The 15,224-nt window shown below is 66.7% G+C and carries 13 protein-coding genes; 5 read left to right on the top strand and 8 right to left on the bottom strand.

Annotated elements, in window-relative coordinates; translation table 11 throughout:
* Positions 1–6: 6 nt before the first annotated feature.
* A complete protein-coding gene (locus C7H84_RS12775; protein WP_121859132.1) occupies positions 7–798 on the top strand; it encodes a class III extradiol ring-cleavage dioxygenase in 792 nt (263 codons plus the stop codon).
* Positions 799–931: 133 nt separating this feature from the next.
* Here the strand turns inward: C7H84_RS12775 and C7H84_RS12770 are convergent, their stop codons facing one another.
* A complete protein-coding gene (locus tag C7H84_RS12770) occupies positions 932–2,530 on the bottom strand; it encodes an APC family permease (protein ID WP_121859131.1) in 1,599 nt (532 codons plus the stop codon).
* Between the two features lie 421 nt (positions 2,531–2,951).
* Here C7H84_RS12770 and C7H84_RS12760 point away from each other — a divergent pair, with 421 nt between their 5' ends.
* Positions 2,952–3,155, top strand: coding sequence for a cold-shock protein (locus tag C7H84_RS12760; RefSeq protein WP_006477070.1), 204 nt, complete (start codon positions 2,952–2,954; stop codon positions 3,153–3,155).
* Positions 3,156–3,258: 103 nt separating this feature from the next.
* On the opposite strand, the gene C7H84_RS12755 is transcribed toward C7H84_RS12760, so the two are convergent.
* The 3 genes from C7H84_RS12755 to C7H84_RS12745 form a co-directional block, all read right to left on the bottom strand.
* Positions 3,259–4,509 carry an Hsp70 family protein gene (locus C7H84_RS12755; protein ID WP_121859130.1) on the bottom strand — a complete coding sequence of 417 codons (1,251 nt, stop codon included), beginning with the start codon at positions 4,507–4,509 and terminating at the stop codon, positions 3,259–3,261.
* 197 nt (positions 4,510–4,706) lie between these two features.
* Positions 4,707–5,312: a nitroreductase family protein gene (locus tag C7H84_RS12750; RefSeq protein ID WP_121859129.1), complete on the bottom strand. Its 606-nt coding sequence runs from the start codon at positions 5,310–5,312 to the stop codon at positions 4,707–4,709.
* Between the two features lie 160 nt (positions 5,313–5,472).
* The gene (locus C7H84_RS12745; RefSeq protein ID WP_121859168.1) at positions 5,473–6,756 is read right to left on the bottom strand and encodes an MFS transporter; all 1,284 of its coding nucleotides are present in this window, start codon (positions 6,754–6,756) and stop codon (positions 5,473–5,475) included.
* A gap of 217 nt (positions 6,757–6,973) precedes the next feature.
* On the opposite strand from C7H84_RS12745, the gene C7H84_RS12735 reads away from it, so the two are divergent.
* Positions 6,974–7,597, top strand: coding sequence for a TetR/AcrR family transcriptional regulator (locus C7H84_RS12735; protein ID WP_121859128.1), 624 nt, complete (start codon positions 6,974–6,976; stop codon positions 7,595–7,597).
* 100 nt (positions 7,598–7,697) lie between these two features.
* Positions 7,698–8,270, top strand: a complete 573-nt coding sequence (locus tag C7H84_RS12730) for a DUF1415 domain-containing protein (protein ID WP_121859127.1) — start codon at positions 7,698–7,700, stop codon at positions 8,268–8,270.
* Positions 8,271–8,378: 108 nt separating this feature from the next.
* Here C7H84_RS12730 and C7H84_RS12725 read toward each other — a convergent pair whose 3' ends face one another.
* The 3 genes from C7H84_RS12725 to C7H84_RS12715 form a co-directional block, all read right to left on the bottom strand.
* Positions 8,379–9,260: an SAM-dependent methyltransferase gene (locus tag C7H84_RS12725; RefSeq protein WP_121859167.1), complete on the bottom strand. Its 882-nt coding sequence runs from the start codon at positions 9,258–9,260 to the stop codon at positions 8,379–8,381.
* An 89-nt stretch (positions 9,261–9,349) separates the two neighbouring features.
* A complete protein-coding gene (locus C7H84_RS12720) occupies positions 9,350–10,483 on the bottom strand; it encodes a class I SAM-dependent methyltransferase (protein ID WP_121859126.1) in 1,134 nt (377 codons plus the stop codon).
* A gap of 151 nt (positions 10,484–10,634) precedes the next feature.
* Positions 10,635–11,126 carry an LEA type 2 family protein gene (locus tag C7H84_RS12715; RefSeq protein ID WP_121859125.1) on the bottom strand — a complete coding sequence of 164 codons (492 nt, stop codon included), beginning with the start codon at positions 11,124–11,126 and terminating at the stop codon, positions 10,635–10,637.
* Between the two features lie 632 nt (positions 11,127–11,758).
* Between C7H84_RS12715 and C7H84_RS12705 the strand changes: the two genes are divergently transcribed.
* Positions 11,759–13,927 carry a M1 family metallopeptidase gene (locus C7H84_RS12705; RefSeq protein WP_121859124.1) on the top strand — a complete coding sequence of 723 codons (2,169 nt, stop codon included), beginning with the start codon at positions 11,759–11,761 and terminating at the stop codon, positions 13,925–13,927.
* A 107-nt stretch (positions 13,928–14,034) separates the two neighbouring features.
* Here C7H84_RS12705 and C7H84_RS12700 read toward each other — a convergent pair whose 3' ends face one another.
* The gene (locus C7H84_RS12700) at positions 14,035–15,063 is read right to left on the bottom strand and encodes a transporter (RefSeq protein ID WP_121859123.1); all 1,029 of its coding nucleotides are present in this window, start codon (positions 15,061–15,063) and stop codon (positions 14,035–14,037) included.
* Between the last annotated feature and the right edge of the window lie 161 nt (positions 15,064–15,224).

The following is a 15,224-nucleotide window of genomic DNA, read 5'->3' as shown; positions in this document are numbered from 1 at the left end:
CCGACCATGAACCGCTTGCCCTCGCTGTATTTGTCCCACGGCGCCCCGACGCTGCCGATCGACCCGACGCTGCCGTCCGGCGCATTCACGCACCTCGGCGCCCAGCTGCCGCGCCCGCGCGCGGTGCTGATGCTGTCCGCGCACTGGGGCACGCAGCAGCCCGTCGCCAGCATCGCCGCCCATCCGGAAACGATCCACGACTTCTACGGCTTCCCGCAGGCGCTGTACGACATTCGCTACCCGGCGCCGGGCGCGCCCGATGTCGCCGAGCGGGCGGCCGCGCTGCTGGACGCGGCCGGCATCGCCACCGCGACGACCGAGCATGGCCTCGACCACGGTGCGTGGGTGCCGATGCTGCTGATGTTCCCGGAAGCCGACGTGCCGGTCGCGCAGCTGTCGATCCAGCCGCGCGCGGACGCCGCCCATCACTTCGCGCTCGGTCGCGCGCTGCGGCCGCTGCGCGACGAAGGCGTGATGGTGATCGGCTCGGGCCAGATCACGCACAACCTGCGCGCGGCCGACTTCGGCGCGGCGCCCGAGGATGCGGACCCGCGCGTCGCGGAATTCACCGACTGGTTCGAGGCGAAGCTTGCCGCGCGCGACGTCGACGCGCTGCTCGACTATCGCCGCCAGGCGCCGCACGCGGCGCTGATGCATCCGACCGACGAACACCTGCTGCCGGTGTTCACCGCGCTGGGCGCGGCCGACGACGACTACCAGCTCGGCATCCAGTCGCTCGGCACGTATCAGCGCGTGCTCGCGATGACGAACTACGTGTTCGCGAGCGCGGCCGCCTGAGTCGCGCGGCTCGGCAAGCCAAGCGCCGAGCACAAAACGCCGCGCACAAACAAAAAGCCCGCCCGAGCAATCGCTCGGACGGGCTTTTTTGCGCTTCCTGCCGCCGCCGATTCCGGCCGCAGGTCAGGCGTCGTTACACACCGACTCCTTCGAGGATCTCTTCGTGCGCCTCGCGCTCGTCGAGATACTGGGTCCGGTAGCCGGTATTCACACCCCAGAAGTAGAACACCAGCGAGATTGCCGCGACGATCAGCATGTCCCAGCCGTACGGCATCAGCCCGTGACCGCCGAATTCCTTGCTGCCGATCAGCGACAGCACGGCCATCGTCGGCAGGTACGCGACCAGCCACCATGCGGCCTTCAGGTCGGCGCCCCAGCCGGTCCAGCCAGACTTCGCCTGGAAGTAGAAATACACCGGCAGCGCGACGATCATCAGCAGGATGATTTCGCCCGTCAGCGGCCACTTCGCCCAGTACAGGATCAGCGATGCGCAGACGAACGCGAACGGCGCGATCAGCTTCATCAGCGGAATCGACAGCGGACGCTCGATGTCGGTCGCCGAGCGGCGCAGTGCCATCAGGCTGATCGGGCCGGTCAGGTACGAGATCACCGTCGCGACCGAGATCACCGCCGCGAGCGAGCTCCAGCCGCGGAAGAAGAACAGGAAGATGAACGACACGAGCAGGTTGAACCACATTGCCTGACGCGGCACGCCGTAGATCGGATGCACGTTGCCGAACATCTTCGGCATCGTGTTGTTGCGCTCCATCGCGTAGATCATGCGGGTGGTGGTCGCCATGTAGGTCGTACCGGTGCCGCTCGGGCTGATGAACGCGTCGACGTACAGCAGGATCGCCAGCCAGTTCAGGTTCAGCGCGATCGCGAGTTCCGCGAACGGCGACGAGAAGTTGAAGTGCGCCCAGCCCTTCGCGACGTCGGCCGGATTCACCGAACCGATGTACGCCATCTGCAGCAGTACGTAGATCACAAGCGCGAGCAGGATCGACGTGATCACCGCGAACGGCACGCTGCGCGACGGATTGCGCGCTTCGCCGGCGAGGTTCACCGGGCTCTGGAAGCCGTTGAACGCGAACACGATGCCGCTCGTCGCGACCGCGGTCAGCACGGCCGACCAGCCGTACGGCGCGAAGCTCGCATTCGATGCGACGCCGAGGTTCTCCGAGTGGAAGCTCGTCAGCATCAGGCCGAGGATCGTGAGGCCGGGGATCAGGAACTTGAAGATCGTGATCGCGGTGTTCGCACGCGCGAAGGCCTTGACGCCCCAGTAGTTCAGCATGAAGTAGATGACGACCAGCACGGCCGACAGCAGCAGGCCGAGCGTCTGTAATTCGCCGTTCACGAACAACGCATTCGCCCACGGATAGGGCCACGTGCTCATGTACTGGATCGACGCTTCCGCTTCGATCGGAATCACCGACACAATCGCGATCCAGTTCGCCCACGCGCTGATGAAGCCCACCAGCGAACCGTGCGAGTAGCGCGCGTAGCGCACCATGCCGCCGGACTCCGGGAACATCGCGCCCAGTTCAGCGTACGTCAGCGCAATCGCGAGAATCACGACGGCGCCGATGATCCATGCGCAAATCGCCGCCGGACCGGCGATCTTCGCGGCCTTCCAGGCACCGAACAGCCAGCCCGAGCCGATAATCGAACCCAGCCCCGTCAGCATCAATGCAAACGGGCCGATGTTCCGTTGAATAGAACTCTTCACATCCTCTCCTGTGTCTCAAAAAGCATGGTCGGCTTGCGGTCCGGGATCGGCTCGGACAGCAGCGCGCACGCAATTTTGGGGGGACGTGTCACCCGATCGGGGCAACCCGTCCACGGGGCGCGTAGTTTAACGGTTGCACCTCCAAGTTGGCGCCAAAATCGTTCGGCCCCTACAAAAAATTCGCACCGCTTGCAAGCTTTGTAAACCTGATCTCCGCAATAACCCTGAGACAATTGAAATCCGGTTGACCGCCGGACCGATAAGCCGTATAAACAACGTTGCAGGATTTCAAGCGGCGAGTGAATTGGTTCTTTCGTAGTTCGCCCATCAACGGTACTCCGGTTGGTCCTATTACCCCCTTCCTTGATTATCCGCACACCATGGGCCTCGGCCCCGTTTTATCTTTTTAGGAACAAGTAACATGGCAACCGGTACCGTCAAGTGGTTCAATGACGCAAAGGGCTTCGGCTTCATCACCCCGGAAGGCGGCGGCGACGATCTGTTCGCGCACTTCTCGGAAATCCGCGTCGAAGGCTTCAAGACGCTGCAAGAAAACCAGAAGGTTGAATTCGAAGTGAAGACGGGCCCGAAGGGTCTGCAAGCTGCGAACATCCGTCCGGTCTAAGCTTGGCGCGATCATTCGTGTAAAAAAGCCCCGCTTCGGCGGGGCTTTTTGTTTTCCGGCGCGGCAGCCATTCGGCCGGCGCCGACCGAACGGCCGGCTTCGATCAGCCGAACATCCGCTGCGCGTGAATGCCGAGGCCCGTCGCCACACTCGCGAGGCGGTCGCCGAACACCGGCTGCGCATCCGGAAACGCGCCGGCGAGCGCACCCGACAGGAACGCGAGCCCGGTCGAGCCGCCGGTGAAATACAGCGCGCCGACGTCGCGCGGCGCGACGCCCGCAAGCCGCACCGTTTCGCGCGCGGCATCGACGATGCGCTTGGTGTCGTCGACGCTCGCCTCGACGAGGCGTGCCGCGTCGAACGCGATCTGCAGATCCTCTTCCACGTCGTTCAGGTCGATCATCGTCTCCCCGCCCGCCGCGACGCCGATCTTCGCTTCTTCCGCGCGCGCCATCAGCGCGTGCCCGAGTCGCTGCTCGACTACCCGCGTGAGCCGGTCGTGCTGCCGCACGTCCTGGTACAGGTGCTTCATCAGCTTCAGCTCGCCCAGCCGCTTCGGCGTGTAGACCGTGTTGATCAGATGCCAGGTCGCCAGGTCGAAATAGATTCGGTTCGGCAGCTCACGCCCTTCAGGATCGAGCGAACGGTAGCCGAACGCGGGCAGGATCGCCGCCAGCTCCACCCGCCGGTCGTAATCGGTGCCCGCGACGTGCACGCCGTGGTGCGCGAGCACGTCGTCCTTGCGCTCGAGGCGCGCCATCCGTTCCGGCCCGACGCGCACCAGCGAGAAGTCCGACGTACCGCCACCGATGTCGGCCACCAGCACGAGCCGTTCGGCCGCTTGGCGCGACTCGTAGTCGAATGCAGCGGCGATGGGTTCGTACTGGAAATGGACGTCCGTGAAGCCGACCGAACGCGCGGCGGCTTCGAGCTGGTCCTGCGCGAGGCGGTCGGCGCGCGGATCGTCGTCGACGAAGAACACCGGCCGGCCAAGCACCGCGCGGCCGAGCGGCGCGCCGGCGTAGGCCTCCGCCTTGCGCTTCAGGTGCGTCAGGAAGCGCGCGATGATCTCCGTGTACGCCATCGCGCTGCCGTCGCCGAGATCGGTCGTGGTTTCCGCGAGCGGCGAGCCGAGGATGCTCTTCATCGAGCGCATCAGGCGGCCGTCGAAACCGTCGATATAGGACGCGAGCGCCGCGCGGCCGAATTCGACCGTCTGCTCGTCGTTGTTGAAGAAAATCGCGGTGGGCAGCGTCAGGTGGTCGCCCTCGACGGGCGCGAGGCGCATGCCATCGCCGCCGGGCAGCGCCACGGCGGAATTGGACGTGCCGAAATCGATCGCGCAGTAAGTCATGGGAAGTTGCCGCAGCATGGCCGGCGCGAAAACGGAAAGGACGGGCTTTTTAACATGAAGCCCGCCGGATCACAACCGGGGCCGGCCACCAGTGCCGCGCAACCGGCCCGGGACGGCGATCCGGCACGCCGGCGGTGCGCCGGCGACAGGCGCGGACGGGTGCACGAGGCACGCCGGCCGCCGCCTACTCGCGGCCATCAGGCAGCGGCGTCGAAACCCTTCTTCCACGCACCCGCATAGACGACTTCGCCGAGCGCGTGACGCGTGCGCGGCGCCTTTTCGCGTTCGCGCAGCACCGGATCGAGCTTGTCGACGTTGCCGTAGTGGCCGAGCGAGATGATGGCCGGAATGGCGACGTCGGCCGGGATCTCGAACGCGTCGCGGAACGCCTTGGCGTCGAAGCCGCTCATCTGGTGCGCGGCGAGGCCCAGCGCGTGCGCCTGCAGCACCAGCGACATCGCGGCCGCGCCGGCGTCGTACAGCGCGGTCGGCGCGGGCTCGCCCTTCGGCGTGAGCGTGTGCGCGGTCACGGCGATCAGCACCGGCGCGGGCGCGTTCCAGCCCTGGTTGAACGGCACCAGCGTCGCGAACGCGCGCTTGAATGCGGCTTCGTCCTGCGTGCGGTCGAACACGATGAAGCGCCACGGTTGCGCGTTGTACGCGGACGGCGCCCAGCGCGCGGCTTCGAGCACCGCGTGCAGATCGGCGGCGCCGATCGGCTCGTCCGAATACGCGCGCGGGCTCCAGCGGCCCGCGATCAGGTCGTGAATCGAAACAGTGGTGGGAGCAGGTTTGACAGACATGCGGTTCCTCGCTGACATCGATGAAGGGGTGCGAACGCCCCGGCGAACCGCAAGCATAACCGCTTGCGCCGTCACGCGCCCGATCATCCCGCGCAATGCAATTCATCGATTCTGCATTGACCGGCCGCACCCGCGCACGGGTCGGCCGGCGCCGTTGCGCTCAGGCGGCCTGCGCGGCCGCGCGCGACGGGCCGCGGTTGATCCGCAGCACGATCAGCGCGCCGACGATGCAGAGCCCGCCCGAGATCATCGACGCGATCGTGTAGGTGCCGAGGCTCGCGCGCAGCAGCCCGGCGCCGAGCGCCGCGAATGCCGCGCCGAGCTGGTGGCCGGCGACGATCCAGCCGAATACCACCGGCGCCGCGGCCTTGCCGAACACATCGGTGGCGAGCCGCACGGTCGGCGGCACGGTCGCGATCCAGTCGAGCCCGTAGAACATCGCGAACAACGGCAGCCCGAAGAAATCGATGCCGAACGCATGCGGCAGGTAGATCAGCGACAGTCCGCGCAGCCCGTAGTACCAGAACAGCAGCACGCGGTTATCGTAGCGGTCGGACAGCCAGCCCGACAGCGTCGTGCCGAACAGGTCGAACACGCCCATCGCGGCGAGCAGCGACGCGCCCTGCACTTCCGTCATCCCGTAGTCGCTGCACATCGCGATCAGGTGCGTGCCGACATAGCCGTTGGTGCTCGCGCCGCAGATGAAGAAGCTGAAGAACAGCAGCCAGAAATCGCGCGAGCGGCTCGCCATCAGCAGCGTGCGGAACGCGACCGCGAGCGGGTTCTCCTTCGTCGCGTCGGGCGCGGCCGGCGCATCGGCCGGCTCGCCGTACGGGCGCAGCTTCACGTCGGCCGGCCGCTCCGGCAGCAGGAACGCGACCAGCGGAATCACGATCGCGGCCGCCACCGCGACGACCAGCACGACCGGCCGCCAGCCATGGCGCTGCGCGATCGCCGCGAGCATCGGCAGGAATACGAGCTGGCCGGTAGCCGTGCTCGCGGTCAGGATGCCCATCACCAGGCCGCGTCGCGCATGAAACCAGCGCGTGACGAAGGTCGCCGACAACGTCAACGCCACGACGCCGGTCGAGCAGCCGACCATCAGGCCCCAGATCACGACCATCTGCCAGCTCTGCGTCATCATCGACGACAGTGCGACGCCCGCGCTCATCGTCACCAGCGCGGTCAGGATCGTCGGCCGCAGCCCGAAGCGCTGCATCGCTGCCGCCGCGAACGGGCCGGTCAGCCCGTACAGCGCGATGTTCACCGAAATCGCCAGCGAAATCGCCGCGCGGTTCCACCCGAGCTCGCGCTCGAGCGGCACCATCAGCACGCTCGGCGTCGCGCGCGTGCCGGCTGCCGCCAGCAGGATCAGGAAAACCACCGCCGCCGCGAGCCATCCGTAATGGAACCGCCCGCTGATTCGTGTCACTGCCCAGTTCATGTCGTTGCTCTCCAGTTGGCGGCCCGACGCCCGCGCGCCTGAACCGCCTCACCACCAGGCCACCTCCGCCGCACGCTGCATCGGCTGACCCGGGCCGACACCTGGCATTTGTCTGTCGATCCGATCAGCATTGTTACCGCTCGGTCACAAGTGTGTTGCGATCGTAGTGACCAGTCGGTAACATGTCAAGCAATCCATCACGCAGTCGAGGGTCATCATGTCGGGCATCGAGGCCGCCAACAAGCCGCCGGCACGCCGCACGCGGCAGCCGATCGCCGCGGCCGCCGCGCAGGAGCATCTGCTGCGCGCCGCCGAGGAGCTGTTTTACAAGGAAGGCGTGCGCGCGGTGGGCGTCGAGGCGGTCGTGGAACGCGCGGGCGTCAACAAGATGAGCCTGTACCGCCAGTTCTCGTCGAAGGACGAGTTGATCCTCGCGTATCTGGAACGGATGGACGCGTGCTTCTTCGAGCGCCTCGATTCGAGCGTCGCGAAGCATCCGGGCCAGCCGAAGGCGCAATTGATCCAGTATTTCGTCGATCTGGCCGACCGTGCGACGCAGAAGGACTATCGCGGCTGCCCGTTCGTCAACGTCGCGGCCGAATTCCCGGACGCGTCGCATCCGGCGCGCGAGCGCGTCGCGCAGAACAAGGAGCAGCTGATGAAGCGGCTCGCCGAGCTGTGCGAAGGCGCCGGCGCACGCCAGCCGAAAGCGCTCGCCGACGCGCTCGCGCTCGTCGTCGAAGGCATCTACGCGGCCAGCCAGACCTACCGGCACGGCGAAACGCCGATCGGCACCGCGCCCGCGCTGGTCACGCAGCTGATCGAGGCCGCGTGCGCATGACGGGCGTCGCACGCCGGATTCAGGCGTGCCTGTGCCTGCTTCCGCCGCCGCTACCGCTACAATGCGGCCCTCGCTGCCGCTTCGCCCGACTGCCTTCGCCATGACCGACACCCGCCCCGACTCGCACGACGACATCCTCGCCGCCACGCGGCACTGGCTCGCGCGCGCGGTGATCGGGCTCAATTTGTGCCCGTTCGCGAAGAGCGTTTATGTGAAGGAACAGGTGCGCTACGCGATCAGCGCAGCGACGACGCTGGAAGATGCGCTCGCCGATCTCGAAACCGAGCTGCGCGCGCTCGAAGCGGCGGATCCGCAGCAGGTCGACACGACACTCGTGATCTATCCCCACGTGTTCGCGGATTTCGTCGACTACAACGATGCGTTGTTCTTCGCCGACCGGCTCGTGCAGCAGCTGCGGCTCGATGGCGTGCTGCAGATCGCGAGCTTCCATCCCGAATACCGGTTCGAAGGCAGCGAAGCCGACGACATCGAGAACTACACGAACCGCGCGCCGTATCCGATCCTGCACCTGCTGCGCGAGGACAGCATCGCGCGCGCGGTCGACGCGTTTCCGGACGCGTCCGCGATCTACGAGAAAAACCAGGAAACGCTGCGCCGCCTCGGGCACGAGGGCTGGCGCGAGTGGATGCGCCGGCCGGGCGACGACGTCTGACGCGTCGCGCGACGGGCTGGTAATGCGCGGCAGACGCGCGGCGCGCTCGGCCGCCGGATGCGCTTGCCGCGGCCGGTTCGTTCGGTTCGTTCGATCCGCTCGATCGGTTCAGTCCGCGCCCGATTCAGCTGCCGCGCCGGCCGCTTCAGGTACGAAGAATCGCTCGTTCAGTTCGGCAAGCCCGAACATCCCGAGGATCTCGTTCAGCCGCTCGCTGGGCTTGCGGCGCGGCAGGTTCTTGTACTGCGCGATGATCAGCTCGTTCTTCATCGAATGCTCCCAGCCGACCAGCTCGGTCACGCTGACCTGGTAGCCGTGCGCCTCGAGCTGCAGGCAGCGCAGCACGTTGGTGATCTGGCTGCCGAATTCGCGCGTATGCAGCGGGTGCCGCCACACTTCGGTCAGCGCGTTCGCGAGCGACTTGCCCTTGTTCTTGCGCAGCACGCCCGCGACTTCCGCCTGGCAGCACGGCACCAGCACGATGTGCTGCGCGCGCTTGGCGAGCGCGAAACGGATCGCGTCGTCGGTCGCCGTGTCACATGCATGCAGCGCGGTCACGACATCGACGGTTTCGGGCAGCTTCGGCGACGTGATCGAATCGGCGACCGACAGGTTCAGGAACGACATCCCGCCGAACCCGAGCCGCGCGGCGAGCTCCGTGGAACGCGTGACGAGCTCCTCGCGCGTCTCGATCCCGTACACGTGCGACGCGAACGCCGGCGTGCCGTGCCCCGGCTGCTGCTTGAAGAACAGGTCGTACAGGATGAAGCCGAGATACGACTTGCCCGCGCCGTGATCGACGAGCGTGACGCTGCCCTTGTCGGCCTGCACGCTCGCGAGCAGCGGCTCGATGAACTGGAACAGGTGATAGACCTGCTTCAGCTTGCGGCGGCTGTCCTGGTTCAGCTTGCCGTCGCGGGTCAGGATATGCAGTTCCTTCAGCAGCTCGACGGACTGCTCCGGACGGATTTCGTAGGTCTTGTTGGACATCGTGAAGCGCGGCCGGGCCACGGTCGGTCGACCACGGCCCGGCGGCGGGAATTCGTGAGGAATGGCGACAGTTTACCGAAAATGCGCGATCAGGCCCGCGCGCCGAGCCGCCAGAGCGACGTGAGCTCGGCACGGCGTGCCGCGTGCAGCGGATCGTCCGCGTCGGCCGACTTCGGGTGCGCGGGGCGGATATCGTCGCGGCCGAGCACGACGAGACCGGCTTCGTCGATCCATTGCAGCAGCGTGTCGCGCGGGCGCAGGCCGAGATGCTCGGCGAAATCGGACAGGATCAGCCAGCCTTCGCCGCCCGGCTCGAGATGGTCGGCGAGCCCCGCGAGGAAGCCGCGCAGCATCCGGCTGTCGGGATCGTAGATCGCGTATTCGATCGGCGCGCTCGGACGCGCCGGCACCCACGGCGGGTTGCAGACGACGAGCGGCGCGCGGCCGGCCGGGAACAGGTCGGCTTCGACGACTTCGACACGATCGGCATGACCGAGCCGCGCGATGTTCTCGCGGGCGCACGCGAGCGCGCGTGCATCCTGGTCCGTCGCGACGATGCGCTCGACGCCGCGCGACGCGAGCACGGCCGCGAGCACGCCGGTGCCCGTGCCGATGTCGAACGCGAGCGACGTCGCCGGCAGCGGCGCGCGCGCGACGAGTTCGACGTATTCGCCGCGCACCGGCGAGAACACGCCGTAATGCGGATGGATCGGCGCGCCGCCGAGCGCCGGAATCGGCACGCCCTTCTTGCGCCATTCGTGCGCGCCGACGAGGCCGAGCAGCTCGCGCAGCGACACGACCGACGGCCCGCCGCCCGGCCCGTACGCTTCCTCGCACGCGGCGCGCACGTCGGGCGCGCGGCGCAGCGGGATCGTGTAGTCGGCGTCGAGCGGGATCAACAGCATCCCGAGTGTGCGTGCGCGCTGCGATTGCGCGAGACGATGCAGGTTGAATGCGTCGACGCCCATCGCGGCCTTCGCCTTCTTCGGCTTGCGTTCGACGCGGCGCGCCATCGCCTGCACGAGCTGGCGCGCATTCTGGAAGTCGCCCTGCCAGACGAGTGCGGTGCCCTCGCACGCGAGGCGATACGCGGCGTCGGCGGTGAGGCGGTCGTCGGCGGGCACGGCGCGCCTGGGCGGCTGCGCGCCGGCTTCGGAGCGCCAGCGCACGGCATGTTCGGCGCCGTCGGCGTCGGTCCAGTGGAAAACGGGGAAATCGGTCACGCGAGCTCGGCTACGGTTGGCTTCAGACAGGCGGTGGAAACTCACCGCGCGGACGACACCATACCGCGCTTTGCTCGCCCCGGCAAAACGGGCGCCGCGCCGCCTGCCGACAACCGTACGCCGCGGTGGGCGATGTTGGCGACTTCGCGCACTACCCGCCCCACCCTGGCGCTGCGGGCATGCGCAACATGCCGGCATCGCTGAAATGCACGGTGCCAAGCACGCCGCCTGCGAGCCGGCCGCGCAACGCGTACGGCAGCTCGCCATTCGCCGCCGCGCCGGGCAGGTTCCACGCCTGCCGCGCGGCGGCGAAAGCCGATACCGAAACGGGCACCTCGATCACGGCCTCGCCGAAGCGCGGCACGACGCCCGTGCGGTCGCTGACGCCGCTGGCGAACTGCGTGCCGTTCAGGTCGAGCGCGACCGACACGCCGTCGTATTCGATCGGCGTGTCGGTCGGGTTCTGCACGCGCAGCTTCAGGTTGAAGCGCATCTCGAGGCCCTCTCCGACGAGCGGGTCGAGCCCGGCGACGGACACGCTCACGGGCTCGCGCATCAGGCCCGCGCAACCGCCAAGCACGAGCACGGCGGCGAACAGCAGCAGCGTGCGCAGCGGCGCGAAACGGAACAGGGCTCGTGGCATGGGCTGGCCTCCTTGCGGCAATGAATCGACAGATCGTCGATGCATTGTACCGAGACGCCCTGATTCGTAGTTCCCGCACATCGCCGAGATCGTTAATAGATTAAAACTACGGAAATTGCGGACTAACCGGAGAGTGAATTAATGCCTCCCGGAATTCAATGACCCACTAACAAATCAATTGAAGCACTTTCTAATTTTTTCGTTTCCTTTACCCAAAACCATCAAGTATATTTACGCATCCTTCGAGCAGGCCGACAAACCTTCAAGCCGCATGACGGCGATTTTACGGAACGGCGACACGCCGTCCTTCCGTCCTGCGGCCTGGTACGGCCGGCCCCGTGGGTCGTCGGTTCAAAGGGAGTGCACGCCCGCGCCGGGCGGGCGGCCCCGTGTCGTGCGCGCGAAATCCATTCAGTACAACGCGCGCCCGGCCATTTTGAACCGGCACATCAACCGACATCCGGAAACACAGAGGGGGCAGTAAACCATGATTACCTTCACGTAGTCGGCCGCCGTCTTTTCGAATAATCCGTCATTGCCATTTCTCGTCGCTGTTGATTAACGGCGAGGGATTGCTTTTGCCGGCGTTTTCGCAGCACTGAACGATTCTTTCAACAATCGAGGTTTCAGTCATGTCGATCAACATTCACAAGATGCGTTATCTGCCGCTGGTCGCCGCGCTCGCACTCGCCGGGTGCGGCGGCGACGACGGCGGCGTAGGCTCGGCGTCCGCACTCAGCTCCGCCGGCGCGCCGCACTCGAGTTCGTCGCCCGCCGTCAACGCGCCGCCGAACGCATCCAATGTCGACAAGAGCGTGTCGCCTGTCGAGCTGCCGGACACCGTGGTACCCGTGAACTACCGGCTGTGGTTCCGCCCGAACGACGCGCTGAACGCGTTCGACGGACGCGCCGACGTCGAGATCAAGGTGCTCAAGCCGGTCAACAACATCGTGATCGCCGGCCACCGGATCAAGTTCACGAACGGCCGCATCACGCTGCAGCCGGGCAACATCCAGCTGATCGCGACGCCGCAGGACAAGGGTGACTTCTACCAGCTGCGCCCCGTGGCCGGCACGATTGCGCCGGGCAACTATTCGCTGCACATGGAGTGGTCGGGCATCATCAACTTCAAATCGTACGACGATCCGGCGACGAAGACGGGCGGCAGCTGCGGCGACGATCCGTATCCGGGCTGCTCGGCCGCGGAAGGCGTGTTCCGCGTCGACCTGAAGGGCACCGACGGCACGACGAGCGGCGCGATCCTCACGCAGGGCGAAACCAACCTGTCGCGCCAGTGGTTCCCGGGCTGGGACGAGCCGGCCTTCCGCCCGACCTATGAAGTGACGGCCGAAGTGCCGCAGAACTGGCGCGTCGTGTCGAACGCGGCCGAGAAACCGTCCACCAACGTCGGCGGCGGCTACAAGCTCGTGCAGTTCGAGAAGACCCCGCCGATGCCGTCGTACCTGCTGTTCTTCGGCGGCGGCATGTTCGATACCTACGAGGACAATTTCACGAGCCCGCTGCCGGGCGGCAAGGGCGGCCTGCATCTGCGCGTGTTCACGCCGCCGGGCATGAGCGACTGGGCGAAGCCGGCAATGGACCGCACCAAGCAGGCGCTCGACTTCTACTACCGCTACACGGGCATCCCGCTGCCGCTGACGAAGTTCGACACGGTCGCCGCGAACGACGCGTTCAAGGAGCAGAAGGACCTGAACTTCGGCGGGATGGAGAACTGGGGGTCGATCCTCGAGTTCGCCGACGACATCCTGCCGCAGCCGGGCCAGCCGATGTCGCGCTACGGTAACGAGGTGCTGACGCACGAAGTCGCGCACCAGTGGTTCGGCGACCTCGTCACGGCCGACTGGTGGGACAACGTGTGGCTCAACGAATCGTTCGCGACGTTCTTCGAGACGAAGACGACGATCCAGTTCTTCCCCGACGAGTTCAGCTGGCTCGACCAGGTGAAGAACAAGTATCGCGTGATCAATCGCGACATCGGCCCGAACGCGTTCCCGGTCGCGCCGAACTTCAACGACTGGGCGTCGAACGACTTCGTGCTGAGCGCGAGCGCATTCACGTACGACAAGGGCGGCCACGTGCTGAAGACGCTCGAGAACTATCTCGGCGAGCAGACGCTACGCAAGGGCCTGCAGCAGTACCTCGTCGACTACTCGTTCGGCAACGGCACGCCGAAGCGCCTGTGGGATGCGCTGTCGAAGGCGAGCGGTGAGCCGGTCGGCCCGATCGGCGACAGCTACGTGCGTCAGACGGGCGTGCCGCTGATCTCGCTCGACACGCAGTGCGACATGACGAAGAACCAGACGATCGTCACGCTGAAACAGCAGCCGTTCCCGAACAAGAACGCGTATCCGGGCCTGCAGTGGACGGTGCCGATCACGCTCGCGTACGGCCAGGGTCTCGCGAAACACACGACGCTCGCGCTGAAGGATACGCAGACGCAAACGCGGATCGACGGTTGCACGGGCGTGGTCGCGGATCCGAGCGGTCTCGACTACTACGTCGTGAACTACAGCGACGCCGCGTGGAGCGGCCTGCTCACGCAGGTCAACAGCTCGGTCGATCCGGTGCTGCTCGCGAACCTGAAGAGCGAGGCCGCGCTGCTCGTCGCGAACAACCTCGCGCCGGCTTCGCGCTCGACGTCGATCGGCTCGGTCGCTTCGCCGGCCGCGATGAAGCTGCGTCAGACGCCGAGCTTCGGCGGCATCGCGCCGACGGCGAAGGAGCGTCCGTCGCTGCGCTACCAGGGCATGTTCAAGCCGCGCAAGACGCTGGTTCAGTAACGTTGTGCCCCGGCCGGCCCCGCGCGGTACGCGGCGCCGGCCGGTGTTCGAATCATCACGTCCTTCGACGGGCCTCGCATGCGGGGCCCGTTTTTTTGCGCATGCCGCTAGCGATCCTCGCGCCGGCGAAACGCCCACCACGCGGCGAGCGCCGTGAAGCCCGCGACCAGCAGCACCATCAGCCAGAAGCCGTGCTTGTTCTCCGAGAACGGCACGCCGCCGACGTTCATCCCGAAGAAGCCCGCGACGATGTTGATCGGCAGCGCGATCACGGTCACGAGCGTGAGCGTGAAGAGCGTGCGGTTGTTCTGTTCGTCGAGGCGCGAGCCGATCTCTTCCTGCAACAGCTTGATCCGCTCGTTGAGGCCCGACAGATCGGCGAGCACCAGCGAGAACTCTTCGGTCGACTCGCGCAGTTCCTGCACATCCTCGGCGTGCAGCCACGCGGGCGGCTTCGCGAGCAGCCGGAAGATCGAACCGGGCTCGGGCGCAAGCATGCGCTGCAGCCGCGTCAGCGTGCGGCGCATCGCACCGAGCTCGATGCGGTTCGAGGTGAGCCGTTGCGACAGGAAGCGATCCTCGATGCGGTCGACGTCGATGCTGGTGCGCCGCATGATCTGGATCAGCAGGTCGGCCTGGTCGTGCAGCAGATGCACGAGCAGCTCGGCCGGCGAGCGGAACCGCTCGCCGTCGCGCACGCACGCGCGCAGCGTGTCGACCGAGCGCAGCGGCTTGAGCCGCGCGGTGACCATGATGCGCCGCTCGACGTGGACGAACAGCGTCGCGATTTCCGACGGCGTCAGCTCGAGATTGAACATCACGTCGTTGACGATCGCGCGCAGCGCGCCGTCCTCCTGCTCGATGCGGGTCGAGCGCGACCCTTCGTGCAGGAATTCGAAGAAGCTGTCGGGCAATCCGAGGTGCGTGCGCATCCAGCGCTCGCTCGCGCCGTGCGCGAGGTTGAAGTGCAGCCAGACGAAATCGTCCGAGCCGGTCGAATCGTGCTTGCGGCACGTGCGCAGCCACGCGGCGGCCGCCTCCGCGTCGAGCATCGCGCCCGATCCGCCCGGGACGAAGCGAAATCCGCACACCATGCCGGACGTATCGGCACCGTAAGTCTGTACGATCAGGTCCATCGTGTCGAAGGTCGTGCGGCGCGCACTGCGTCGCGCATCGCGCGTCGCGGCGCCGCGCCGGGAAATGAAAGGAAACGTATGCCCGACGCTCGTGACGCTCTCGTGACACGGTCACAGACGGCCGCCCGCGCGTCGGGCGGCCCCAAAAACAATGCGCCGCC

Origin of the sequence: Burkholderia sp. Nafp2/4-1b, assembly GCF_003635165.1 — a bacterium.
Taxonomy (GTDB): Bacteria; Pseudomonadota; Gammaproteobacteria; order Burkholderiales; family Burkholderiaceae; genus Burkholderia.
This window is presented reverse-complemented; position numbering and strand designations above follow the sequence as displayed.